General features: G+C 71.3%; 19 protein-coding genes. 10 read left to right on the forward strand and 9 right to left on the reverse strand.

The features are described from left to right. Nucleotides 1–1,299 (reverse strand): carboxyl transferase domain-containing protein (locus tag AZE13_RS16470; protein ID WP_066931991.1); only part of this gene is annotated, 1,299 nt, incomplete at its 3' end. A 98-nt stretch (nt 1,300–1,397) separates the two neighbouring features. Here AZE13_RS16470 and AZE13_RS16475 point away from each other — a divergent pair. The 4 genes from AZE13_RS16475 to AZE13_RS16490 all read left to right on the forward strand — a co-directional run bounded on the left by AZE13_RS16475 (nt 1,398) and on the right by AZE13_RS16490 (nt 5,054). Next, nucleotides 1,398–2,096 (forward strand): TetR/AcrR family transcriptional regulator, encoded by a 699-nt coding sequence (locus AZE13_RS16475; protein ID WP_066931724.1) that lies wholly within the window; start codon nt 1,398–1,400, stop codon nt 2,094–2,096. 94 nt (nt 2,097–2,190) lie between these two features. Further along, nucleotides 2,191–3,348: an acyl-CoA dehydrogenase family protein gene (locus tag AZE13_RS16480; RefSeq protein ID WP_066931725.1), complete on the forward strand. Its 1,158-nt coding sequence runs from the start codon at nt 2,191–2,193 to the stop codon at nt 3,346–3,348. Between the two features lie 7 nt (nt 3,349–3,355). Further along, complete coding sequence (locus AZE13_RS16485) at nt 3,356–4,267, forward strand: acyl-CoA thioesterase (protein ID WP_066931727.1); 912 nt, start codon at nt 3,356–3,358, stop codon at nt 4,265–4,267. 178 nt (nt 4,268–4,445) lie between these two features. Further along, nucleotides 4,446–5,054: a CatB-related O-acetyltransferase gene (locus AZE13_RS16490; protein ID WP_066931993.1), complete on the forward strand. Its 609-nt coding sequence runs from the start codon at nt 4,446–4,448 to the stop codon at nt 5,052–5,054. 37 nt (nt 5,055–5,091) lie between these two features. Here AZE13_RS16490 and AZE13_RS16495 read toward each other — a convergent pair whose 3' ends face one another. Beyond that, entirely contained in the window at nt 5,092–6,003 is a 912-nt protein-coding gene (locus AZE13_RS16495) for a potassium channel family protein (protein WP_066931729.1), read from the reverse strand. A 202-nt stretch (nt 6,004–6,205) separates the two neighbouring features. On the opposite strand from AZE13_RS16495, the gene AZE13_RS16500 reads away from it, so the two are divergent. After that, nucleotides 6,206–6,538: a histone-like nucleoid-structuring protein Lsr2 gene (locus AZE13_RS16500; RefSeq protein ID WP_066931731.1), complete on the forward strand. Its 333-nt coding sequence runs from the start codon at nt 6,206–6,208 to the stop codon at nt 6,536–6,538. Nucleotides 6,539–6,645: 107 nt separating this feature from the next. Here the strand turns inward: AZE13_RS16500 and AZE13_RS16505 are convergent, their stop codons facing one another. Beyond that, entirely contained in the window at nt 6,646–6,834 is a 189-nt protein-coding gene (locus AZE13_RS16505) for a hypothetical protein (protein ID WP_066931733.1), read from the reverse strand. 234 nt (nt 6,835–7,068) lie between these two features. Further along, nucleotides 7,069–7,869 (reverse strand): phosphatase, encoded by an 801-nt coding sequence (locus AZE13_RS16510; protein ID WP_066931736.1) that lies wholly within the window; start codon nt 7,867–7,869, stop codon nt 7,069–7,071. 156 nt (nt 7,870–8,025) lie between these two features. Here AZE13_RS16510 and speB point away from each other — a divergent pair, with 156 nt between their 5' ends. Then, complete coding sequence (gene speB / locus AZE13_RS16515) at nt 8,026–9,033, forward strand: agmatinase (protein ID WP_066931738.1); 1,008 nt, start codon at nt 8,026–8,028, stop codon at nt 9,031–9,033. 121 nt (nt 9,034–9,154) lie between these two features. Here speB and AZE13_RS16520 read toward each other — a convergent pair whose 3' ends face one another. From AZE13_RS16520 to AZE13_RS16530, 3 genes are read right to left on the reverse strand one after another with little or no spacing between them, the layout of a single operon-like run. Further along, nucleotides 9,155–9,901: a TetR/AcrR family transcriptional regulator gene (locus AZE13_RS16520; RefSeq protein ID WP_258527835.1), complete on the reverse strand. Its 747-nt coding sequence runs from the start codon at nt 9,899–9,901 to the stop codon at nt 9,155–9,157. Next, nucleotides 9,898–12,231, reverse strand: a complete 2,334-nt coding sequence (locus AZE13_RS16525) for a YhgE/Pip domain-containing protein (RefSeq protein ID WP_066931740.1) — start codon at nt 12,229–12,231, stop codon at nt 9,898–9,900. The genes AZE13_RS16520 and AZE13_RS16525 overlap by 4 nt, the downstream gene beginning before the upstream one ends. Further along, on the reverse strand, nt 12,203–12,982 hold the full coding sequence (locus tag AZE13_RS16530) for an ATP-binding cassette domain-containing protein (RefSeq protein WP_258527836.1): 780 nt from the start codon (nt 12,980–12,982) through the stop codon (nt 12,203–12,205). Before AZE13_RS16530 ends, AZE13_RS16525 begins: the two co-directional genes overlap by 29 nt. Nucleotides 12,983–13,295: 313 nt before the next feature. On the opposite strand from AZE13_RS16530, the gene AZE13_RS16535 reads away from it, so the two are divergent. After that, complete coding sequence (locus AZE13_RS16535) at nt 13,296–17,240, forward strand: ABC transporter ATP-binding protein (protein ID WP_066931742.1); 3,945 nt, start codon at nt 13,296–13,298, stop codon at nt 17,238–17,240. Between the two features lie 219 nt (nt 17,241–17,459). Further along, nucleotides 17,460–18,884 carry a S28 family serine protease gene (locus AZE13_RS16540; protein WP_066931744.1) on the forward strand — a complete coding sequence of 475 codons (1,425 nt, stop codon included), beginning with the start codon at nt 17,460–17,462 and terminating at the stop codon, nt 18,882–18,884. Nucleotides 18,885–18,999: 115 nt separating this feature from the next. Here the strand turns inward: AZE13_RS16540 and AZE13_RS16545 are convergent, their stop codons facing one another. Then, entirely contained in the window at nt 19,000–20,841 is a 1,842-nt protein-coding gene (locus AZE13_RS16545; RefSeq protein WP_066931746.1) for a glycoside hydrolase family 3 protein, read from the reverse strand. A gap of 144 nt (nt 20,842–20,985) precedes the next feature. After that, complete coding sequence (locus AZE13_RS16550; RefSeq protein ID WP_079124074.1) at nt 20,986–21,837, reverse strand: sugar phosphate isomerase/epimerase family protein; 852 nt, start codon at nt 21,835–21,837, stop codon at nt 20,986–20,988. Between the two features lie 121 nt (nt 21,838–21,958). On the opposite strand from AZE13_RS16550, the gene AZE13_RS16555 reads away from it, so the two are divergent. Both AZE13_RS16555 and AZE13_RS16560 read left to right on the forward strand, forming a co-directional pair. Next, on the forward strand, nt 21,959–23,110 hold the full coding sequence (locus AZE13_RS16555; RefSeq protein WP_066931750.1) for a Gfo/Idh/MocA family protein: 1,152 nt from the start codon (nt 21,959–21,961) through the stop codon (nt 23,108–23,110). After that, nucleotides 23,107–23,579 (forward strand): DUF993 family protein (locus AZE13_RS16560; RefSeq protein WP_147264675.1); only part of this gene is annotated, 473 nt, incomplete at its 3' end. The genes AZE13_RS16555 and AZE13_RS16560, both read left to right, overlap by 4 nt.

Genomic DNA, 23,579 nt, shown 5'->3' on the forward strand with positions numbered 1-23,579 from the left:
GTTGCCGGCCCCGTACGAGCCGCCGATGACGACCGTGAGCTTCGGGACGCGGGCGCAGGCCACCGCCGTCACCATCTTCGCGCCGTGCTTGGCGATACCGCCCGCCTCGTACGAACGCCCCACCATGAAGCCGGAGATGTTCTGGAGGAACAGCAGCGGGGTGCCGCGCTGGTCGCACAGCTCGATGAAGTGCGCGCCCTTCTGGGCGGATTCGGAGAACAGGATGCCGTTGTTGGCGATCACCCCGACCGGGTGGCCGTGGACGTGCGCGAAGCCGGTGACCAGCGTCGTGCCGTACTCCGCCTTGAACTCGGCGAACCGCGAGCCGTCCACGATCCGCGCGATCACCTCCCGGACGTCATAGGGCGTACGGGAGTCCACCGGCACCACGCCGTACAGCCCCGCCGGATCCACCGCGGGCTCCTCGACGGGCCGCACCGTCCACGGCAGCGGCCCGCGCGCGCCGAGTGTGGAGACGATCGTCCGGACGATGCGCAGCGCGTGCGCGTCGTCCTCGGCGAGGTGGTCGGTGACACCGGACGTCCTGGCGTGCACCTCCCCGCCGCCCAGCTCCTCGGCGGTGACCACCTCGCCGGTGGCCGCCTTCACCAGCGGCGGTCCGCCCAGGAAGATCGTGCCCTGGTTCCGTACGATCACCGCCTCGTCGCTCATGGCCGGTACGTACGCACCGCCGGCCGTGCACGAGCCGAGCACCGCGGCGATCTGCGGAATGCCGCGCTCCGACATCCGCGCCTGGTTGTAGAAGATCCGCCCGAAGTGCTCGCGGTCCGGGAAGACCTCGTCCTGCATGGGCAGGAAGGCGCCGCCGGAGTCCACGAGATACAGGCACGGCAGGCGGTTCTCCAGCGCGATCTCCTGCGCCCGCAGGTGCTTCTTCACCGTCATCGGGTAGTACGTGCCGCCCTTGACCGTGGCGTCATTGGCGACGATCACCACTTCGCGGCCGGCGACCCGCCCGATACCGGCGATCACCCCGGCGGCCGGCGCGGCCCCGCCGTACATCCCGTCCGCGGCCAGCGGCGCCACCTCCAGGAAGGGCGATCCCGGGTCCAGCAGGGCGTCCACCCGGTCCCGCGGCAGCAGCTTGCCGCGTGCGGTGTGCCGCGCCCGGGCCTGCTCGCCGCCGCCCAGCCGGGCCGCCGCGAGCTTCTCGCGCAGTCCGGCGGCGAGCTCGCGGTGCGCGGCCTCGTTGGCCTTCCAGGCGTCGGAGGCCGGGTCGTCCCGGGGGCTTCGCCCGAGGGGACCGCCGTCGCCGCCCAGTACCGGTGCCTGCTCCATCGCCATGAGCCCCCTTGGCCCGCCGATCCTGTTAGTGGTCGTTAACCTCACTCCCTTCAGGTTAACGACCACTAACCCGGCTGTCTACAATCGACGGCATGAGTACCGCACAGCCCTCCGCCCCCAGCAGCCGCCGTGAGCAGATCCTCAAGGAGGCCGCCCGGCTGTTCGCCGAGCGCGGCTTCCACGGCGTCGGCGTGGACGAGATAGGGGCGGCCGTGGGCATCTCCGGCCCCGGTCTCTACCGGCACTTCGCCGGCAAGGACGCGATGCTCGCCGAGCTGCTGGTCGGGATCAGCGAGCGGCTGCTGGACGGCGGCCGGATGCGGGTCGCGGAGGGCGGTGAGGACCCCGAGGCGGTACTGGACGCGCTGATCGACGGCCATATCGACTTCGCGCTGGACGACCGGCCGCTGATCACCGTGCACGACCGCGAACTGGACCGGCTGCGCGAGGCCGACCGCAAGCGGGTGCGCCAGCTCCAGCGGCAGTACGTCGAGCTGTGGGTGGACGTGGTCCGCCGGGTCCACCCGGGCCCCTCCGAGTCCCGGGCCCGGGCCGCCGTGCACGCCGTCTTCGGCCTCCTCAACTCCACTCCCCGCCTGGGCCGGCCCGGCTCCCTGCCGGGGCGTACGGAGATGGCCGAGCTGCTGCACCGGCTGGCGCTGGGGGCGTTCGGGGCGGTGGCGGACGGATCGGGTGCGGACGGGCCGGACGCGGAGGGGGCCCTCCTGGCTTCCGGCCCTTCCAGCCCTTCCGGCCCTTCCGGCCCTTCCGGCCGTGCGGATTTTCGTTGACCCCTGGACAGCTTTGATGACCGGCGGGTAGCTTTCGCTGCGCACACCGGCTGAGCAAGCGCTTAGCCAGACGGCGGCGAAGGAGGCCGAGGGCATGCGCCGTACGGTGTTCAACGAGGATCACGAGGCGTTCCGCGCGACCATCCGCGCCTTCATCGAGGCCGAGGTCGTCCCGGTCCACGACGAGTGGTACGCCGCCGGGCAGGTGCCGCGCGACTTCTACCGCCGGCTCGCCGGGCTGGGCGTCTTCGGCATCCGGGTCCCCGAGGAGTACGGCGGCGCCGGCCTCGACTCGCACAAGTTCCAGGCCGTGATGTACGAGGAGACCGCGCGTGCGGGCGTCTCGTTCGGCGGCTCCGGCGCCCATGTCCTGCTCGGCCTGCCGTACCTGAAGATGCTCGCCACCGACGAGCAGAAGGAGCGCTACCTGCCGAAGTTCGTCACCGGCGAGGAGATGTGGGCGCTCGCGATGACCGAACCGGGCACCGGCTCCGACCTCGCGGGCATGAAGACCACCGCGAAGCTCTCCGCCGACGGCACGCACTACGTCCTCAACGGCGCCAAGACCTTCATCACCGGCGGCGTCCACGCCGACCGCGTCATCGTCTGCGCCCGCACCTCCGCCCCGCGCGAGGACGACCGCCGCTTCGGCATCTCCCTCTTCGCCGTCGACACCGCCTCCGCGGGCTACTCCGTCGGCCGCAAGCTCGACAAGCTCGGCCTGAAGGTCTCCGACACCGCCGAACTCGCCTTCGTCGACGTCCAGGTCCCGGCCGAGGACCTGCTCGGCGAGGAGAACCAGGGCTTCTCCTACCTCGGCCGGAACCTGCCGAGCGAGCGCTGGGGCATCGCGTACGGCGCGTACGCGCAGGCCGCGGCCGCCGTCCGGTTCGCCACGGAGTACGTCCAGGAGCGCACCGTCTTCGGCAAGCCGGTCGCCGCCTTCCAGAACACCAAGTTCGAACTCGCCGCCTGCCAGGCCGAGGTGGACGCCGCCCAGGCTGTCGCCGACCGCGCCCTGGAGGCCCTGGACGCGGGCGAGCTGACCCCGGCCGAGGCCGCCTCCGCGAAGCTCTTCTGCACCGAGGCCGCCCACCGGGTCATCGACCGCTGCCTCCAACTCCACGGCGGCTACGGCTTCATGAACGAGTACCCGATCGCCCGCCTGTACGCCGACAACCGCGTCAACCGGATCTACGGCGGCACCAGCGAGGTCATGAAGTCCATCATCGCCAAGTCCATGGGCCTGTGACCGTCCCATGAACCAGGCACTCCAGTCCCTGCTCGACCTGCTCGCCCTGGAACGCATCGAGCAGGACATCTTCCGCGGGCAGTCCCAGGCCTCGGTCGTCCCCCGGGTCTTCGGCGGCCAGGTCGCCGCCCAGGCCCTGGTCGCGGCCGGGCGCACGGTCCCCGCCGATCGCCCTCCGCACTCCCTCCACGCGTACTTCCTGCGCCCGGGCGACCCCGGCGCCCCCATCGTCTACACCGTCGACCGGATCCGCGACGGCCGGTCGTTCACCACCCGCCGGGTCGTCGCCGTCCAGCACGGCCAGCCGGTCTTCCACCTCTCCGCCTCCTTCCAGACGCACGAGGAGGGGCTCGAACACCAGGAGCCGATGCCGCCGGCGCCCGACCCCCTCGACCTGCCCACCGCCGCCGAGATGCTGCCCCGCTACGCCGACCGCTTCGTCGACCCGAGCGTCACCGACCGGGTACTGGAGGCCCGCGCCGCGATCGACCTCCGCTACGTGGACGAGCCGCCGTTCGGCACCGTCGGCGAGCTCCGCGCGCCCCGCTCCCAGGTCTGGTTCCGCGCCCAGGGCAAGCTCGACGAGGCCGGCGACGCCATCCCCCGCCCGCTCCTCGACATCTGCCTGGTCACCTACGTCTCCGATATGACCCTGCTGGACTCGGTCCTGCTGGCCCACGGCCGGGGCGGCTGGGCCGTCGGCGACGTCGTCGGGGCGTCGCTGGACCACGCGATGTGGTTCCACCGGCCGTTCCGCGCCGACGAATGGCTCCTCTACGACCAGGAGTCCCCCACCGCCCAGGCCGGCCGCGGCCTCGGCAAGGGCCGCATCTTCACCGCCGACGGCCAACTCGCGGTATCGGTCATCCAGGAGGGCGTGATCCGCGTCCCGCGGGCGGAGGCGGAGGCGGAGGCGTAGGCGCCGGTGCAGGCGTACGCGGAGGACGAGGCGCAGGCGCAGGCGCCGGGTGGCGGCGGAGGTATCTCGGTGGTGACCCGGGGCGCGGGTTTGCGATCATGGACCGGCCAGTCCGCGACGTATGAGGAAGCCGAACGTGACGCCAGCTGTTCCCGCCGACCCGACCGTGCTGCACCCGATGCCCGGGCAGCCTCGGGTGGTGCTGCTCAAACCGCTCGTCACCTCCCCGCTCATCGAGGTCGGCGAGTTCTCCTACTACGACGACCCGGACGAGCCGACCGCGTTCGAGACCCGCAACGTGCTGTACCACTACGGACCGGAGAAGCTGGTCATCGGGAAGTTCTGCGCGCTGGGTACCGGGGTGCGGTTCATCATGAACGGCGCCAACCACCGTATGGACGGCCCCTCGACGTTCCCCTTCCCCATCATGGGCGGCTCCTGGACCGAGCACATGGACCTCATCACGGGTCTGCCCGGCCGCGGTGACACCGTGGTCGGCAACGACGTCTGGTTCGGACACGGAGCCACGGTGATGCCCGGCGTCCGTATCGGCCACGGAGCGATCATCGCCTCCGGTTCCGTCGTCGTCGACGACGTCCCCGACTACGGCATCGTCGGCGGCAATCCGGCCCGGCTCATCCGCCGCCGCTTCGACGACGCGCACATCGCCCGCCTCCTGGCCGTCGCCTGGTGGGACTGGCCGGCCTCGCACCTCACCGAACACCTCCGCACGATCATGTCCGGCAGCCTCGACGCCCTGGAAGCCGCGGCCCCGGAACCGCGGTAGGCCGCACCGTCGGTACACGGGACATGGACCGCCGCCGTTACGAGCCGGCCGGCTCGTCCGCGGCGGTGCGGCGTCCCGGGCCGCCCATGCGGTCGCCGTGATCGGCGGCGTACGAGGCGAAGACGCCGGATGCGGCCGCCCCGGTGCGCAGGAAGCGCTCGTCCAGGATGGCGGCCAGGTCGTCCAGCGCCCTGCGCAGCATCGTGGCGGAGAGCCGGACGTCGGGATGGCGGGCGCTCGCCGCCTGCTCCGCGAGGCCGGCGGCGTGCCCGATCTGCCGGGGCAGCGCGGTGTTCTCGTCACCGTCGTAGAAGTAGTACGACTCGGCGTACTGGAGGAAGTCGACCGTGATGACCGAGACGGCCGAGGCCAGGCTGTCCAGCAGGGCGGCGCCGCCCGCCGAGTCCAGGGCCCGGGGCGTCACCCCGCCGCGCATGTGGGAAAGGCGCAGCGCGAGCGTGCGGCGGCGGGCCAGGGCGGGGTAGATGCCGAGGATCCACGCCACGGTCGCCGACAGGAGGGCGAAGCCGACGAGGGCCTCCAGGGGGCCGACGACGCGCAGCCAGCCAACGGCCGGCGCGATGTCCCCGAGGCCGAGGGTGGCGAGCGTGACCAGGGACACGTACAGCGCGTCGACCGGCCCCGAGTGCTCGGCCGGGACGAGGCCGGCGGCGTAGGAGAAGCTCGCCGGCATGTGCGGCCAGTAGACCAGCGCCCACCCGACGGCCACGGTCAGCGCCCACACCGAGACGACGCAGACCATGCCCAGGGGGCCGGCGAGCCCGGCCGCGCGCCACCGCGTGCTCAGGCGCGAGGACAAGCGCCACATTCCCGTTATCACCAGCCTGCTCAAACCGCCGTGGCGGGTCGGGTGCCAGATCGTGTGAAACATGTCCCGGAGAATGGCCATCACGAGGACGGCACCGAGGATCGTCACGAACCAGATCATGACCTGGCCTTTCCCGCCAGGGGTGGCGGCCTCCCGCGCGATGACGCGGTCTCAGCCCTGCGCGGGCGGCCGGACATCCGGACGGGTGAGCGCGGGTGCCGTGCCGCACTGAGTGCCGCACTGCGGGACGTACACCTGACCGTGAGTGTGCTGCAAACACCTCTCAGGCGCTCACTTTGTTTTCTGGCCCTATGATTCGGCCATGGCACAGAAGATTGTCACCATCTACACGGATGACCTCACGGGTGAAGAGTCCTCGGAGGCTGCAACACACACCTTCACGCTTGACGGTGTGAGCTACGAGATCGATTTGGGTCCGGACAGCTACGAACAGATGCTCCAGGCATTCGGCCCGTTCATGAAGGCCGCCCGCAAGACGGGGCGGGCTCGCAAGGCCGCCGGCCGCAAGGTGTCCGTCGCCAACGGTGAGGACACCGCCCGCATCAGGGCGTGGGCGAAGGAGAACGGCTACGAGGTCAGTGACCGTGGCCGGGTGCCCGCCGAAATCCGTGAGGCGTTCCAGAAGGCTCACTGAGCCACTGGCAAATCACTGATACACCGAGAAAGGGAAGCCCCTCATGCACCATGAGGGGCTTCGTCCTACCTGGTCCTGTCCTGCCCCGCCCGGTCCTCCCTGCCGGCTCACACCTCGTAATTCTCGTCGAAGGTGTCACGCCGGTCCTGCTCTTCCTGCTGTCGGCGCAACTTCTCCTGCCACGCTTTGTCGGCGTCGGACGTACGACCGGAGCGCTGTGCCGCCTTCTTCCGCGCCTCGCGCATCTTGGGCTCGGCCTGTTCGCCGGTCTCTTGTGCCTTGGAATGTCTCGCCATGCCGCTCATCCTCAAGGGTGAGATCGTGGAGCGCTTTTCGCTCGGCTTTCGCTCATCTTTCGCTCAGCGTCGCACTTCCGCGAGGAGCTCGCATATCGGCCGGTAGCGCTCCGTACGGATCGAAATGGGCTCGTTGGACAGGGCCAGAGGAAGGCAGGGAGGCCATGGGGCGAGAGGGCGTGGGGGCGTGGGGGCGAGGGAGCCAGGGGACCCCTTAGTTCAGCAGGCCCGCGCTTAGTTCAGCAGGCCCGCCGCATCCAGGAGGTAGGCGGTGAGCGGGTCGTAGTAACGGGGGCTGAGGACGTGGTCGTCGAGGGGGATGGTGACCTGGAGCGTGCCCTCCGCCTCGGCCAGGAACAGGGCCGGGTCGTTGCAGTCCGCGAAGCCCACCGCCTCGATGCCGCGCTGGCCGGCGCAGCCCGCCCAGCCGTGGTCGGCCATCACCAGATCCGGCTGCGGCCGGCCCGTGCGCTCCAGCCCGTCCAGGATCGCGGCCATCGGCTCGGGGGAGTGGGTGTGCCACAGCGTCGCCCCGCGCTCCAGCACCGCCACGTCCGCGAACTGGAAGACCAGGCCGTCGTTCGTCTGCAGCCCGTCCGGAATGACGACGATCTCGCAGCCCGCCGCGCGCAGCGCCGCCGCCGTCGCCCGGTGCACATCGAGCAGCCCGCCCGGGTGGCCGGTCGCGAACAGCACCCGCTGCTTGTCGGCCGCCGCCTTGCGCAGGACCGCCGCCGTACGGTCCAGCGCGTCCACCGTCAGCTCCGGGTCGATGGTGTCCTGCCCCTGCCGGTGGTGCGGATCGTCGCTCACACCGCACCGCTCCGCCATCACGGCCAGTACGTCCTGTTCGTCCGCCCACCGGTCGCCGAATTCCAGGCCGAACCAGTAGTGGCGGTCACCGTTGGCGAGCCTGCGGTAATGGTCGAGGTTGTTCTCGCGGGGGGTGGCCACGTCACCGGCGATCCGGGTACGGACGAGATGATCGATCAGCGCGGCGCGGGAGGGGACGGCGGTTGCGGAGGATATCGGCATACCAGCCATTGTGCCCGGCCGTATGTTTCGGGGCGGGCAAGTTCCGGGGCACGAGCCGGGATGTCCCATGGGATGGACAAAACGTCGAAGGGTGCGCCGGTCTCTGTCGCAAATGTCGATGTCTCTCTCCTCGCCCTCCTCCCTACTCTCAGGCTCATGACCACCGCAGCAAGCGCCGCCTCCGCCGCCGGCGGGCCCGTCGGCCCCATCGACTCCTCCCGCATCCCGCGCTACGCCGGGCCGGCCACCTTCGCCCGCCTGCCCCGCCTCGACGAGGTCGGCGGCCGGGCCGACGTGGCCGTCGTCGGTGTCCCCTTCGACACCGGCGTCTCCTACCGTCCCGGCGCCCGCTTCGGCGGCAACGCCATCCGCGAGGCATCGCGGCTGCTGCGGCCGTACAACCCGGCGCAGGACGCCTCCCCGTTCGCCCTCGCCCAGGTCGCGGACGCGGGCGACATCGCCGCGAACCCCTTCAACATCAACGAGGCCGTGGAGACGGTCGAGGCCGCGGCCGACGACCTGCTCGCCACCGGCGCCCGCATGATGACCCTCGGCGGTGACCACACCATCGCGCTGCCGCTGCTGCGGTCGGTGGCGAAGAAGCACGGGCCCGTCGCGCTGCTCCACTTCGACGCACACCTGGACACCTGGGACACGTACTTCGGCGCGGAGTACACCCACGGCACCCCGTTCCGGCGCGCGGTGGAAGAGGGCATCCTCGACACCTCGGCACTCTCCCACGTCGGCACCCGTGGTCCGCTCTACGGCAAGAAGGACCTCGACGACGACGAGAAGATGGGCTTCGGCATCGTCACCTCCGCCGATGTCATGCGGCGTGGCGTGGACGAGGTCGCCGACCAGCTGCGGCAGCGGATCGGCGACCGGCCGCTGTACATCTCCATCGACATCGACGTACTCGACCCGGCCCACGCGCCCGGCACCGGTACCCCCGAGGCCGGCGGTCTGACCTCCCGCGAGCTGCTGGAGATCCTGCGCGGGCTGGCGTCCTGCAACCTGGTCTCGGCGGACGTCGTGGAGGTCGCCCCGGCGTACGACCACGCGGAGATCACCTGCGTGGCCGCCTCGCACACGGCGTATGAGCTGACGACGATCATGTCGCGGCAGATCGCCGCCGCGAGGCAGGAGCAGGAGCAGGGGCAGTAGGCAGCAGTGGACAGAGAGCTGCGTCGAGGAGCCGACTGACGTGCCGAAGGGGCTGACTGAACGGAATCAGTCAGCCCCTTCGGCGTACCGCACCTGGGTCCAGGCGGCCATCACCGTCCGGCTACGAGGCGGCTACCGCCCGGCCGGCACCGATGCCCTGGCCGGCACTCATGCCCTGACCGACGCTGATGCCCTGGCCGGCACCGATGACCTGACTGGCGCCGCCGCCCACCCGCCCCTGCAGCAGCAGGGAGAGCGACGCGTGGACGTCGTCGAGCGAGCGGTGCGGCTGGTAGGACTGCCAGTCCAGCGCCGCGACCAGCACCATGCCGAAGAGCGCGGAGGCGGTGAGGGAGATGTCGATCTCGTCGCTGAGTTCACCGCTGTCCACTCCCTGGGCCAGTACGGATTCGACGACGGCGACGGAACGTCCCCGTACGGTCGTCAGCGTGGACTGCCAGGCCCGGTTCGTCCGCCAGAGCTCGGCCACGTACAGCTGAATCAGCGCCGGGTAGGTGGAGATGAACTCCAGCCCGTTGTGGACCATCGCGTCCAGGGTGTCGACCGCGCCGCCGCCGCGCGCCGCCACCTCGTCGGCCGTGTTCTGGAGTGCGGCGGCCAGCAACTCGATGCCGTGCCGGAGCAGCTCCTCGAACAGGACCTCCTTACTGGCGAAGTTGTAGTAGACGGTGCCCTTGGCGACGCCGGCGCGCTCGGCGATCTCGTCCACGGTGGTGGCGGAGAAGCCCTGTTCGGCGATGAGCGGGACGGCGGCGGCGAAGAGCTTGTTGCGGGTGGCCGCGCGGCGCCCGCCGGCCGCGGCCCCCTTGGCGGGGGCCACGGCGGCGCTGCGGGTCACGGCGCTCACAGAGAGAGCTCCGGGTGCAGGTCCTTCATCCGTACGACCTGCCGGCTGCGCGCCGCGAGGGCGGTGAGCGCCAGCGCGCCGAAGGTGAAGGCCGCGAGGACCGCGCTGCCCTGCCAGACGATGCTGAGGTCGCCGCCGGTGATCAGACGGCGCAGGCCGTCGACGACGTAACTCATCGGCAGGAAGGGGTGGATGGCGGAGAAGAACCCGGGGCTGGTCTGCACCGGGTACGTACCGCCCGCAGAGGTCAGCTGGAGCATCAGCACGACCAGGGTGAGCACCCGCCCGGCCGGGCCGAACTTCGCGCCGAAGAACTGGATGATGGCGGTGAAGCAGGCCGTGGCCAGCAGGAGGAAACCGATGGTTCCGGCGGCGCGCTCCATCTCCAGCCCGAGGGCGAAGTGCAGTACGGCCATCAGCGCGAGGACCTGGACGACGCCGATGCTGAAGGCCGGCAGCCAGGAGCCGAGCGCGACCCGCCAGCCGGGCGCGCCGGCGGCCAGCGCCCGCTTGCCGAGCGGCTGCAGCAGCATGTACGCGACCATCGCGCCGACCCAGAGGGACAGTGGGATGAAGTACGGAGCCAGACCGGTGCCGTAGTTGGGCGCCTTGTGCAGCGACTCGGAGGCGAGCTTGACCGGGTCGGACATGACGTCGGTGCGGTGCTCGCGGGCGTCCTTGTCGTAGTCGGGGATCTGGGCGACGCCACTGCCGAGCTTGTCGGCCAGCTGGTTGGAGCCGTCCTTGAGCTTGTAGAGCCCGCCGCTGATCTTCTCGGCGCCGTCTGCGGCGGTGCCGAGCTTGTCGTGCAGCTCGCCTGCGCCGTCGGAGAGTTGGCCTGCACCGCCGGTGAGCTTGCGGTTGCCGTCGGCGACCTTGCCGGCGCCGTCGGTCAGCTGGCGGTTGCCGTCGGCGACCTTTCCGGTGCCGTCGGCGACCTTGCCTGCGCCGTCGGCGAGTGTGCCGAGCCCTGTGGCGAACCGGGCCGCTCCGTCGGATACCTGCTTGGCCCCAGCGTTGAGCTTGTTGATGTTGGCGATGGCGGTGTCCGCCTTGGCAGCTATGACCGGAGCCTGCTCGGCGACCATAGTGGCGCCCTTGTGCAGGTCGCGCAGCTTGTCGCGCAGGTGCTGCAGGTTCAGCTTGGCGATAGCGTCGTTGGCCTTCTCCGCGGCGTCCGCGGCCACGGCGTTGCCGGTCGCGATGCCCTTGAGCTTGGCGCAGTCGACGCCGGTGGCGGGGGTGGTGCCGCAGCTCTCCTGGTACAGGGCCTCGGCGTCATCGGCGTTCTTCCGCGCCTGGGCGGCGGCCTTCGCGGAGTTCCCCGGCAGCTTGCCGAGGTCGTCGTCGAGCGCCTGGGTGAGATCGGCTACGACCCGCGCCTTCTCACCGAGTTCCGCACCGTGCTTCTTGAGGAAGGGGAGCGCCTCGCCGGAGGAGAGTTCCCTGACCTTGTCGGCGAGCTGCTGCGTACCGGCCGCCACCTGGCCGGCGCCGTTGCTGAGCTCCTTGGCCTTCGTACGGGCTTCTGCCGTGCCCTTGCTGAGGTCCTTGGCGCCCTTGTCGACGGTCCCAGCGCCCTTGCTGAGCTGACCGGCCTTGTCGTGCAGCGTGCCCGAGCCCTCGCTCAGCTCGCCGGCCTTGCCGTGCAGCTCGTCCAGGCCGTTGCTCAGCTTGCCCGAGCCGTCGTCCAGCTTGTCGAGGCCGTCCGCCAGCTGGCCCGTCTTGTCCTTCGCGGTGCCGAGGCCATTGTCGATCTCGCCGGCGCCGTCCGCCGCCTGCTTGGTCTTGTCGTGCAGATCCGAGAACGAGACGAAGATCTTGTCGAGGAACTCCCGTGAGGAGCTCGCCGACGCCTTGGCGCGGAGCTCCGAGAAGATGGTCTTGGAGATCGAGCCGACGATGTAGCTGTTGGCGTCGTTCGTCCGGACCTGGAGCGCGCCGGTCTCCGGGGAGTCGCCGGAGCTGGAGGCGATGCGCCGGCTGAAGTCCGACGGGATCGTCAGCGACAGGTAGTACGTGCCGTCCTCGATGCCCTTCGCGGCGTCGGCGGCGTTGACTTCCTTCCAGTCGAATTTGCCGCTGTCGTGCACCTTCTCGGCGATCTGATCGCCCACTGCGATCTTCTTGCCGTCCGTGGTCGCGCCCTTGTCCTCGTTGACCAGCGCGACCGGGATCTTGTCGAGACGGGAGTACGGATCCCAGAAGGAGAAGAGGTAGAGAGCCCCGTAGAGCAGGGGGATGAGCATCAGGGCGACCAGCCCGAGCCGGGGCAGTTTGCCCCTGCTGAAGCGCCTGAGCTCAAGCGCGGCCAGTCTCGGCGAACGCATGCGCCGGTTCCTCCTCGGTCTTGGTCTCCGTGCCGGTGGTGTGCTCGGTGGTGTGGTCGGTGCTGTGGGGCGTGGTGCGGACGATCAGCGCGTCCGCCGGGGCCTCGCTGCCGGCCGCCACGACGGTGGTGCCCTCGTGCGCGAGGTCACGCAACAGCTGCCAGGCCTGGGCGCGTTCGTCCGCGGACAGCTTGAGGTCGACGTCGTCGACGGCGAGCAGGCGCGGGCCGTGCATCACCGCGAGCGCGATCGACAGCCGCAGCGCCTCCAGCCGTTCCAGGTCGCGGACGGTGGTGTTCAGGCCCTTCGCGAGGGTGGCGGGATCGAGCCGGGCGGCCGCGAGAGCGGCGTTCATCCGGGCCCGGGTGGCCTCCCTGTGGCGCTTGCCCCAAGGAAGCGAGCCCTTGGCGCGCCGGCCCAGCAGGGCCTGTTCCTTGAGGTGTTCGCCGACGGTGAGGGCCGGTTCGAGGTCGGAGATACCCGGTACGTGGGCGATGGCGGTGCGGCCGCGCACGGTACCCATCCGCTTGGGCAGCGGGAACCCGGCGACCGTCGCATGGCCCTCTTTGATCCGCATCCGGCCGGTGAGGGCGAGCAGCAGACAGGTGCGTCCGGAGCCCGAGGGGCCCTGGACGGCGACGAGCGAACCTGGATCGGCGGCGATGTCGACGCCTCTGAAGGCCCAGCCCCGTGGGCCCATCACCCCGATTCCCCTGGCGTTGACCGCCGCCCCCTGGCGGGTGGTGTTCACACAACCTCCCTTTTGATCTGACTGGTCAGTCTAAAAGTGTGCCGTACGGGTGGCCCTCTTGACCAATCGGGTGGCCGATTGGCGCGATAGCGCGGTACTGGCCGAAAGTCGCCGTTCAGCGCGGGCGTCAGACGGCTCCGGCGCGGGCTCCGGCGCGGGGTATCCGGCGGACTTTGTTGCGGCGGGATGAAATCCGGCCGCCGCGGTGTTGGTGCCTGGCGACAGGCGTCGATGCGTGGTGCGTGGGAGGCATGGGGTGGCGGAGACGGCAGGCACGGCAGACAGGTCACGTCGGGGCTGGGCCCGGCGGTTGATGCGCGACTGCTGGCAGTACAGGAAGGACGTGCTGCTGGCACTCGGCTCCTCGCTCGCGGGGATGGCCGTCATGGCCCTCGTCCCGCTCGTGCCGAAGCTGATCATCGACGACGTCATCGTCAAGCAGGAGCGGTCGCTGGCCCCATGGGCCGCACTGCTGGTCGCCGCCGCGGTCATCGTCTACGTCCTCACCTACCTCCGCCGCTTCTACGGCGGCCGGCTCGCCCTGGACCTTCAGCACGATCTGCGGACCCGGATGTTCGGCTCGATCGCCCGCCTCGACGGCCGGCGGCAGGACGGGCTGAGCACCGGGCAGGTCGTCGGCCGCGCCACCAGTGATCTCCAGCTGATACAGAGCCTGCTGTTCATGCTCCCGATGATGATCGGGAGCCTGCTGCTCTTCGTGATCTCGCTGGTCGTGATGGCGGTGCTGTCGCCGCTGCTCACGCTCATCGCGCTGGCCGTCGCCCCGGCCCTGTGGATCATCGCCGGCCGCAGCCGTACGCGGCTCTTCCCCGCCACCTGGTACGCCCAGGGGCAGGCCGCCGCGGTGGCCGGGGTGGTGGACGGTGCGGTCTCCGGCGTCCGGGTCGTCAAGGGCTTCGGGCAGGAGGAGCAGGAGACCGGCAAGCTGCGCGAAGCCGGCCGCCGGCTGTTCGCCGGGCGGCTGCGGACGGTCCGGCTGAACGCCCGCTACACCCCGGCGCTCCAGGCCGTCCCGTCGCTCGGCCAGGTGGCGATGCTCGCCCTGGGCGGCTGGATGGCCACCCAGGGGCAGATCACCCTCGGCACCTTCGTCGCGTTCTCGACGTACCTGGCGCAGCTGGTCGGACCGGTCCGGATGCTCGCGATGGTGCTCACGGTCGGGCAGCAGGCGCGCGCCGGTGTGGAGCGGGTCTACGAGCTGATCGACACCGAGCCGTCGCTCGACGAGCGGGCGGACGCGCGGGAGCTGCCCGCGGACGCCCCCGCGACCGTCGAATTCGACCGGGTCACGTTCGGTTACGGGGCGGCGCATGCCCCCGACGACGGCGAGAACGGTGATGAGCCGGACAACCGCCCTGCGGACGGTGCGGACACCCCCACCACCCGCTCCCCGCGCCCCGTCCTCGACGACTTCTCGCTCCGCATCGAGGCCGGTGAGACGGTCGCCGTGGTCGGCACATCCGGCAGCGGCAAATCCACCGTCTCCCTGCTGCTGCCCCGCTTCTACGACGTCACCGCCGGTCGCCTCCTCGTAGGCGGGCACGACGTACGCGACCTCACCCTGGAGTCGCTGCGCGCCGCCATCGGGCTGGTTCCCGAGAGCAGCTTCCTGTTCTCCGACTCCCTGCGCGACAACATCGCCTACGGCCATCCGGATGCCACCGACGAGCAGATACGCGCCGCGGCCCGCGCCGCCCAGGCCGAAGGCTTCATCTCCGAGCTCCCCGAGGGGTACGACACCAAGGTCGGGGAGCAGGGCCTGACCCTGTCCGGCGGTCAGCGGCAGCGGATAGCCCTGGCCCGCGCCATCCTCACCGATCCCCGTCTCCTGGTGCTGGACGATGCCACCTCGGCGGTCGACGTCCGGGTCGAGCACGAGATCCACGAGGCCCTGCGCGGTGTGATGGCCGGCCGTACGACCCTGCTCATCGCGCACCGCGCCTCCACTCTGGCGCTCGCCGACCGGATCGCCGTCCTCGACGGCGGCCGGCTGGTCGACATCGGCACCCAGGACGAGCTGGCGGAGCGCTGTCCGCTCTACCGCAGGCTGCTCACCGACCCGGAGGAGCTGGGCGGCGTCGAGCCGGACCCGGCGGGCGCGCCGGCCCGCGCCTTCGACGGCGACGGGCCCGACGGATACGCCGGTACAGGCGGTGCCGACGGATACGACGGCCCTGATGGGTACGACGGATACGACGGACTTCGTGCCGCTGCCGACGACGGATCCGGCCGGACGGCCGACGCGCCCCGAGGTATCACCCCCGAGCTGTGGGTCCGCCGGGAGCAGGACGCCGAGGCCGGGGCGGCCGGGGTGCCGCCCCGGGCGGCCGCCGCTGCGGGGCCGGGTATCGGCGCTGCGATGGCCGGGGCGTCGGCGACCCCCGAGCTGCTGGCCCAGGTGGCCGCCCTGCCGCCGGCCACGGACACCCCTGGCATCGACGAGGAGCGGGCGGTGCGCCCCGAGCGCGCGTACGGCCTGCGCCGCCTGCTGCGCGGCTTCGGCCGGCCGCTGGCCTTCGCCCTGGCGCTGGTCGCGGTGGACGCCGTCGCCGGGTTGCTGCTGCCGGTGCTGATCCGGCAGGGCATCGACGAGGGGGTCCGCCGTGGTGTGCTGGCCGGTGTCTGGACGGCCGCCGCGCTCGCCCTGGTCGTGGTCCTCGCCCAGTGGGCCGCGCAGTTCGGCGGTAACCGCCTGACCGGCCGCACCGGTGAGCGGATCCTGTACTCCCTCCGCCTCAAGATCTTCGCGCAGCTGCAGCGCCTCGGCCTCGACTACTACGAGCGCGAGCTGACCGGAAAGATCATGACCAGGATGACGACCGACGTCGACGCCCTGTCGACCTTCCTGCAGACCGGTCTGGTCACCGCCCTGGTTTCGGTGCTGACGTTCTTCGGCATACTCGTCGCGCTGCTCGTGATCGATGTCCAGCTGGCCCTGGTCGTCTTCGCCACCCTCCCGCCGCTGATCATCGGCACGTACTTCTTCCGCAAGCGGAGCGTCAAGGCGTACGAACTGGCCCGCGAGCGGATCAGCGTGGTCAACGGCGACCTCCAGGAGAGCGTCGCCGGGCTCCGGATCGTCCAGGCGTTCCGGCGCGAGCGGCGCGGCGTGGCGCGGTTCGCCGCGCGCAGCGACGCCTACCGCCGGGCCCGCTTGCGCGGCCAGTTCCTGATATCCGTCTACTTCCCGTTCGTCCAGCTGCTGTCCTCCGTCGCGGCGGCACTGGTGCTGATCGTCGGCGCCGAGCGGGTCGGAGACCGCACCCTCACGGCCGGCGCGCTGGTCGCCTACCTCCTCTACATCGACCTGTTCTTCGCCCCCGTCCAGCAGCTGTCCCAGGTCTTCGACGGCTACCAGCAGGCATCCGTCTCGCTCGGCCGTATCCAGGAGCTGCTGCGCGAGCCGACGTCCACCCCGGCCGCCGAACGGCCCCGTGGGGTGACCGGGCTGCGCGGCGACATCACCTTCGACGACGTCCACTTCCGCTACGGCTCGCAGGACCACGGCACCGGCGCCGAACCGGCGCTCACCGGCATCGACCTGACCGTCCCGGCCGGCCAGACCGTGGCCTTCGTCGGTGAGACCGGCGCCGGTAAGTCCACGCTGGTCAAGCTGGTCGCGCGGTTCTACGACCCGACCTCGGGCGCGGTCCGGATCGACGGCACCGACCTGCGCGCATTCGACCTGACCGGCTACCGCCGCCGGCTCGGGGTGGTCCCGCAGGAGTCCTACCTCTTCGCCGGTACGGTCCGTGACGCCATCGCCTACGGCCGCCCGGATGCCACGGACGCCGAGGTGGAGGCCGCCGCCCGGGCAGTCGGCGCGCATGCCATGATCGCCACCCTCGACGGCGGCTACCTCCACGAGGTCGCCGAGCGCGGCCGCAACCTCTCCGCGGGCCAGCGTCAGCTCCTGGCACTGGCCCGGGCCGAACTCGTCGACCCGGACGTGCTGTTGCTCGACGAGGCCACCGCGGCCCTCGACCTCGCCACCGAGGCCGTCGTCAACGAGGCGACGGAGCGGCTCGTCGGCCGCCGTACCACGCTGATCGTCGCCCACCGGCTGACCACCGCCGCCCGCGCGGACCGCGTGGTGGTCCTCGACCACGGCCGGATCGTCGAGGACGGCAGCCATGGGCAGCTCCTCGCCCGCAATGGCCGTTATGCGGAGCTCTGGCGCACGTTCACCGGCGAGGACGAAGAGCTCGTGGCGCAAGGCGCGAGGAACGAGGCGTGAGGCAGGGGCACGAGACGTGAAACAGGGGCACGAGACGTGAAACAGGGGCACGAGACGTGAGACAGGGACACGAGGCCGCCTGAGCCGGGGCCGTCCGCGACGATCGACCGGATCGACCGGATGGCCCTGGCGCGGCCCCGGATGGCCTCCGAGGGCTGGTGGCCCCCGCCCCGCACCGATAAGTTCAGCCCGACCTTTGCTATCCCAAGGGGAGGGTGCATGCGCAAGGCCACCAGATGGCTGCTGTCACTCGCCGTGCTCATAGGCACGGCCGGAGCCGGCAGCGTACCGACGGGAGCGGCCGCCGCTGCCGCCGAGCCGAAGCACGAGGACATCAAGGACCGGATCCTGGCGATACCGGGCATGCGCCTCGTCGAAGAGAAACCGGTCGACGGCTACCGCTACTTCGTCCTGAACTACACCCAGCCGATCGACCACCGGCACCCTGGTAAGGGGACCTTCCAGCAGCGGCTGACCCTGCTGCACAAGTCCGTCGACCGCCCGACGGTGTTCTTTACCTCCGGCTACAACGTCAGCACCACGCCGTCCCGCACCGAACCCACCAAGGTCATCGACGGCAATCAAATATCTCTGGAATACCGTTACTTCACCCCGTCCCGCCCCGAGCCCGCGAACTGGAAGAAGCTGGACATCCGGCAGGCCGCGAACGACCAGCACCGCATATTCCGGGCGCTGCACCCCATCTACGGCAAGAACTGGATAGCCACCGGCGGCAGTAAGGGCGGTATGACCGCCACGTACTACCGCCGTTTCTTCCCGCACGACATGAACGGCACCGTCGCCTACGTCGCGCCCAACGACGTCCGCAACGACGAGGACTCCGCCTACGACCGGTTCTTCCGCACCGTCGGGACCGAACGGTGCCGCACCGACCTCGCCGCCATCGAACGCGAGGCGCTGGTACGCCGGGAGGAGATGGTCAAACGCTTCCAGGCCTGGGCCGACAAGGAGAAGCAGACCTTCCACACCGCCGGCAACGCCGACCGGGCCTACGAAGTCATGGTCACGGACCTGGCGTTCGGCTTCTGGCAGTACCAGCCGGCCGAGACCGCCTGTGCGGAGATCCCCGAGCCCACCGTCTCCACCGACAAGCTGTGGGAGTGGATGGACGAGGTCGGCGGCTTCGACAGCTACACCGACCAGGGCATGGAGCCGTACATGCCGTACTACTACCAGGCGGGCACCCAGCTCGGCGAGCCCGGCTACGACTACCCGAACCTGGCCGGCCTGCTGAAGTACCCCGGTATCAACAGCTCCCGCACCTTCGTCCCGAAGGACATCCCGATGCGCTTCGACAAGCGCGCGATGCCCGACATCGACCGCTGGGTGCGGCACCACGCCAACCGGATGATGTTTGTCAACGGCGAGTACGACCCCTGGAACTCGGAGCACTTCACCCTCGGCCGGGGCGCCCGGAGCTCCTACGTCTTCACCGTCCCCGGCGGTAACCACGGCGCCAACATCGCCAAGCTGAAGGAAGCCGACCGCACCAAGGCGACCGCCGCGCTCCTGGAGTGGGCCGGCGTTCCCGCCCCCAAGGGGAAGAAGGCCACTCCGCTGGCCCCGTACAACAAGAAGCTCGACAAGCAGGAGATGCAGCGGATCCCGATGCTGAGGCCCTGACATCCGAGCTGCCTGAGCATCTGAGCTGCCCGAGACGTCTGAGATATCTGAGACGTCTCAGGCAGCTCAGCAGGGCACCCGTGTCAGAGGACACCCGTGTCACAGGACACCCGTGTCAGTACGACAGCCCGTGGCCGATCCGGTACAGGGTCTCGCCCGGGGCGTCGGCCCGCATTATCGTGACCGGCAGCCGGCCCGCCGGATCCCGCCGGCCGGCGATCACCCGGGCCGCCGCCCGCAGCTCCACATCCGTCCAGGAGTAGCTCGCCAGGGCCGCCTTGACGCCGTCCAGCTGAGCGATGTCGTACGGGTTGCGGACCGCCAGCTGCACCACCGGCCTACCGGTGCCCAGCAGCGCGCCGACCAGCCTCCGCTGGGGAGAGTCCGCGGCCACGTTGTACGTGGCCACCACCGCCGCGTCCCGTTCGCCGAGCGCCGCCACCGCCTCGTCGATCCGCTGCGGGGACGGTGACGGGCCGGTCGGCAGCGCCGTGGCCGTGAACCCGAGCTCGCCGAGCGCCGTCGCCAGCACCGTGGTCGGCGGCCCTCCGGTGCCCGACGGCGCGGCCTCGTCCACCCCCACCACCAGCACCCTGCGCTCCCGCCGGCGGGACAGCGGCAGCACTCCGGCGTCGTTGCGCAGCAGCGTGGTCGTACGGTCCGCGATCCGGGCCGCGGTGGCCAGATGCCGGTGCGTCCCGACGACCCGGTCCACCTCCTCGTGGGTGGTGTACGGGTCGGCGAACAGCCCCCGCCGCTCCTTCAGCAGCAGGATCCGCAGCAGCTTGGCGTCGAGGGCACGCTCCGTCAGCTCACCCTCCTGGAGGGCCGTCAGCACGGAGCGGTGCGCCAGCGCCAGGTCCGGCGGGTTCAGCAGCTGGTCCACGCCCGCCTTGAGTGCGAGAACCGGCACGCGGGCATCCCCGTATTTCACCCGAACGCCCCGCATGCCCAGCGAATCCGTCACCACCACACCCCGGTAGCCCAGCCGCTCGCGCAGGATGCCGGTGAGGATCGGCCGGGAGAGCGTCGCGGGGTCCTCGCTGGGGTCGAAGGCGGGCACGACGATATGCGCCGTCATGATCGAATCGACCCCCGCGGCGATCGCCGCCCGGAAGGCCGGCGCGTCCAGCCGCTCCCACTCCTCCGCGGTGTGGCGGATGTACGGCAGCCCCACATGGCTGTCGGTATCGGTGTCACCGTGCCCGGGGAAGTGCTTGGCGCAGGCGGCCACCCCGCCCTCCTGATAGCCCTTCACCTGACCGCCGACCATACGGGCCACGGCCCGCGGATCCGCGCCGAAGGACCGTACGCCGATGACCGGATTGGCGGGGTTGACGTTCACGTCGGCGTCCGGCGCGTAGTCCTGCCGGATCCCCATCGCGAACAGCTCCCGCCCGGCGATCCGGCCGGCCGTCCGCGCATCGTCGCGGGAGCCGCCCGCACCGAGCGCCATCGCCCCCGGGAGCAGCGTCGCGGGCGGGCCGACCCGGGCCACCGCACCGTGTTCCTGGTCCGTGGTGATCAGCACGGGAACGGGGACGCGCTGGGCGGCGGCGGCCTTCTGGATGCCGTTGGAGAGATCGGCGACCTGGTGCGGATCGCGGATGTTGTGCGCCCAGCCGAAGTAGACGATGCCGCCCACGTGGTACTTGGCGACCAGCTCCGCCGCATGGGCGACGCCGATCTCCTGCTGGTTGGCCGCCACATCCGCCGGGTCGGGGTCCGTGGCGGAGTGCCCGTAGACCCGCATCACGAACAGCTGGCCGACCTTCTCCTCCGGAGTCATACGGGCGATCAGACGGCGCAGCCGGGCCCGGCGGGCGGAATCGGGGACGGGCTTCCGGGGCCGCCGTCCGCCCGCGGGCGCCGCGGCGTGGGCGGCCCCGGACCCGGCGACGGCGGCCGCCGCGGCGGCGGTGGCGGCGGTGGTCAGAACGGTACGTCTGGAGTGCATCTGCGCTCCTTCCGGAGGGCTCCCCCGACCGCATGGACGCGACCGGACCGATGCGACCGGATGGTTCGTCGCGAGGGCCGACGTGCTCGACCGAGGTGAAGGAAACTTCCAAGGAGACACGGATAGCCGGAAAACTATTGTCAGTCAATGACTCGATTCGCTCGCGCCGCCCCCATGGCCCCCGTGGTGGCGGGAGGTGTCCCTCAGGTGCCGAAGGTGGACGCGGGCGGGGCCCAGGAGGGCGGGGAGGTCCGGGGCTCCCGGATACCAGCGCTTCTCGTACTCCCAGCAGAGCCAGCCGCCCGGGTCCGGCCCGCAGGGGAGCGCGGACAGCACGGCCGGGAGCGGGAGGACCCCCGCGCCGAGCGGGAGGGGAGCGGTGTCCTCGGCCGATGCCACGTCCTTGACCTGGACATATCCCAGGTGCGGGCCGAGCGCGGCGCAGGTGTCGGCGGGCTCCTCCCCGCCGAGCCAGCTGTGCAGCACATCCCATAGCGCCCCGACCTGGCGATGCCCCACGGCGTCCAGGATCCGGGCGGCGGCAGCGCCCGTACGGTGCGAGTCATGGGTCTCCAGCAGGACCCGTACCCTCCGCTCGGCCGCCAGCGGCGCCACCGCGGCCAGCCGGCGGACGGCATCCGCCTCCGCCGCGCCGGCCGGACGGTCCCCGCCGCCGGGGAACACCCGGACGTACGGCGCCCCCAGATCGGCGGCGAGCAGCACCAGCTCGCTCAGCTCGTGCGCCAGCTCCGCCTCGCCCGCCACGTCCCGGGCCGCGGCGACCCGGGCGTATCCGGCGACGGCCAGCACCTCCACACCCGCGTCCGCGAACTGCCCGCGCACCGCCGCCCGTTCCCGTGCCCCGAGCCGCGGATGCACCGGCTCCTCCGGATGGGCGCGCAGCTCCACGCCCTGATACCCGGCTCCGACGGCCAGTCGCAGCACCTCGGCCACCGGCATCCCGGGAACTCCGAGGGTGGAGAACGCGAGGCGCACCGCGGGGGCGCACGTGGCGGCTTCGTGACGTGGCATCAGGTGGGTAGCCTCCCGCTGAAGTGGGTTCCCCGGTACCAAGGAGCATGAACGCCCGCCCGCCGCTCGCGAAAGAGGCCGGACCGTGACAGACACGACCGTACGCATCGCCATGAACGGCGTGACCGGACGCATGGGCCACCGTCAGCATCTGGTCCGCTCCGTCCTCGCCCTGCGCGCGCAGGGCGGCCTGGAGCTGGCCGACGGCACGGTGATCCGGCCGGAGCCGGTACTCGTCGGCCGCTCCCCGCACAAGCTGCGGGCGCTGGCCGAACGCCACGGCCTGGAGGAGTGGAGCTGCGACCTCGACACCGTACTGGCCGACAACAGCATCGACATCTACTTCGACGCCCAGATCACCGCCGCCCGTGAGGACACCGTGAAGAAGGCGATCGCCGCCGGAAAGCACCTGTACGTCGAGAAGCCCACCGCGAGCGGTCTCTCCGGCGCACTGGAGCTGGCCCGGCTGGCCCAGGAGGCCGGCGTCAAGAACGGCGTCGTCCAGGACAAGCTCTTCCTGCCCGGCCTCCGCAAGCTCCGCCGTCTCGTCGAGGGCGGCTTCTTCGGCCGCGTCCTGTCCGTACGGGGCGAGTTCGGCTACTGGGTCTTCGAGGGCGACCGGCAGCCGGCCCAGCGCCCCTCCTGGAACTACCGGGCCGAGGACGGCGGCGGCATCGCGGCCGATATGTTCCCGCACTGGGAGTACGTCCTCCATGAGCTGTTCGGGCCGGTCAGGACCGTCCAGGCGCACCTCGCCAGGCATATCCCGCGCCGCTGGGACGAGTCGGGCTCGCCGTACGACGCCACCGCCGACGACGCGGCATACGGCATCTTCGAGCTGGCCGGCGGCATCGTCGCGCAGATCAACTCCTCGTGGGCGGTCCGGGTGCACCGCGACGAACTGGTGGAGTTCCAGGTGGACGGCACCGAGGGCTCGGCCGTCGCCGGACTGCACGGCTGCCGCGTCCAGCACCGCGCCACCACCCCCGGACCGGTGTGGAACCCGGACCTCCCGCCCCCCGGATCCTTCCGCGAGCAGTGGCAGGAGGTCCCCGACAACGCCGAGTTCGACAACGGCTTCAAGGCGCAGTGGGAGCTGTTCCTGCGGCACGTCGTACGCGACGAGCCCTGGCGCTGGGACCTGGCGGCGGGCGCCCGGGGCGTCCAGCTGGCCGAGCTCGGCCGCAGGTCGTCCGCCGAGGGCCGGCGCCTGGACGTACCGGAGCTGCCCCGGTGAGCGCCCCACTGCCCCCGCTGCGCTCCCGTACGGTCTTCGCCGCCGCCCATGTGGTCGCCGATCCGCGCGCCGACACCGGGCCGGACGGTCCGGCCGTCCTCGACTGGGACGCCACCCTCGCCTTCCGGCACCACCTGTGGGCGCACGGCCTGGGCGTGGCCGAGGCGATGGACACCGCACAGCGCGGTATGGGCCTGGACTGGAACGGCGCCGCCGAGCTGATCCGGCGCTCCGCCGCCGAGGCCCGGGCGGTCGGCGGCCTGCTCGCCTGTGGGGCGGGCACCGACCAACTGCCGCCCCGGGGGGCCTCCTTGGCGGACGTCCGGGCGGCCTACGAGGAGCAGCTCGGGCTGGTCGAGGACGCCGGTGCCCGGCCGGTTCTGCTGGCGTCCCGCCAGCTCGCCGCGGCCGCCACCGGACCGCACGACTACCACGAGCTCTACGGTCACCTCCTGCGCCAGACCGCCCG

It is taken from the genome of Streptomyces sp. NBRC 110611 (assembly GCF_001590865.1).
Lineage (GTDB): Bacteria > Actinomycetota > Actinomycetes > Streptomycetales > Streptomycetaceae > Streptomyces.

Coding starts and splice junctions, on each gene's coding strand:
- AZE13_RS16475 (WP_066931724.1), top strand. CDS start 1,398: ATGAGTACCGCACAGCCCTCCGCCCCCAGCAGCCGCCGTGAGCAGATC.
- AZE13_RS16480 (WP_066931725.1), top strand. CDS start 2,191: ATGCGCCGTACGGTGTTCAACGAGGATCACGAGGCGTTCCGCGCGACC.
- AZE13_RS16485 (WP_066931727.1), top strand. CDS start 3,356: ATGAACCAGGCACTCCAGTCCCTGCTCGACCTGCTCGCCCTGGAACGC.
- AZE13_RS16490 (WP_066931993.1), top strand. CDS start 4,446: ATGCCCGGGCAGCCTCGGGTGGTGCTGCTCAAACCGCTCGTCACCTCC.
- AZE13_RS16495 (WP_066931729.1), bottom strand. CDS start 6,003: ATGATCTGGTTCGTGACGATCCTCGGTGCCGTCCTCGTGATGGCCATT.
- AZE13_RS16500 (WP_066931731.1), top strand. CDS start 6,206: ATGGCACAGAAGATTGTCACCATCTACACGGATGACCTCACGGGTGAA.
- AZE13_RS16505 (WP_066931733.1), bottom strand. CDS start 6,834: ATGGCGAGACATTCCAAGGCACAAGAGACCGGCGAACAGGCCGAGCCC.
- AZE13_RS16510 (WP_066931736.1), bottom strand. CDS start 7,869: ATGCCGATATCCTCCGCAACCGCCGTCCCCTCCCGCGCCGCGCTGATC.
- speB (WP_066931738.1), top strand. CDS start 8,026: ATGACCACCGCAGCAAGCGCCGCCTCCGCCGCCGGCGGGCCCGTCGGC.
- AZE13_RS16525 (WP_066931740.1), bottom strand. CDS start 12,231: ATGCGTTCGCCGAGACTGGCCGCGCTTGAGCTCAGGCGCTTCAGCAGG.
- AZE13_RS16535 (WP_066931742.1), top strand. CDS start 13,296: ATGCGCGACTGCTGGCAGTACAGGAAGGACGTGCTGCTGGCACTCGGC.
- AZE13_RS16540 (WP_066931744.1), top strand. CDS start 17,460: ATGCGCAAGGCCACCAGATGGCTGCTGTCACTCGCCGTGCTCATAGGC.
- AZE13_RS16545 (WP_066931746.1), bottom strand. CDS start 20,841: ATGCACTCCAGACGTACCGTTCTGACCACCGCCGCCACCGCCGCCGCG.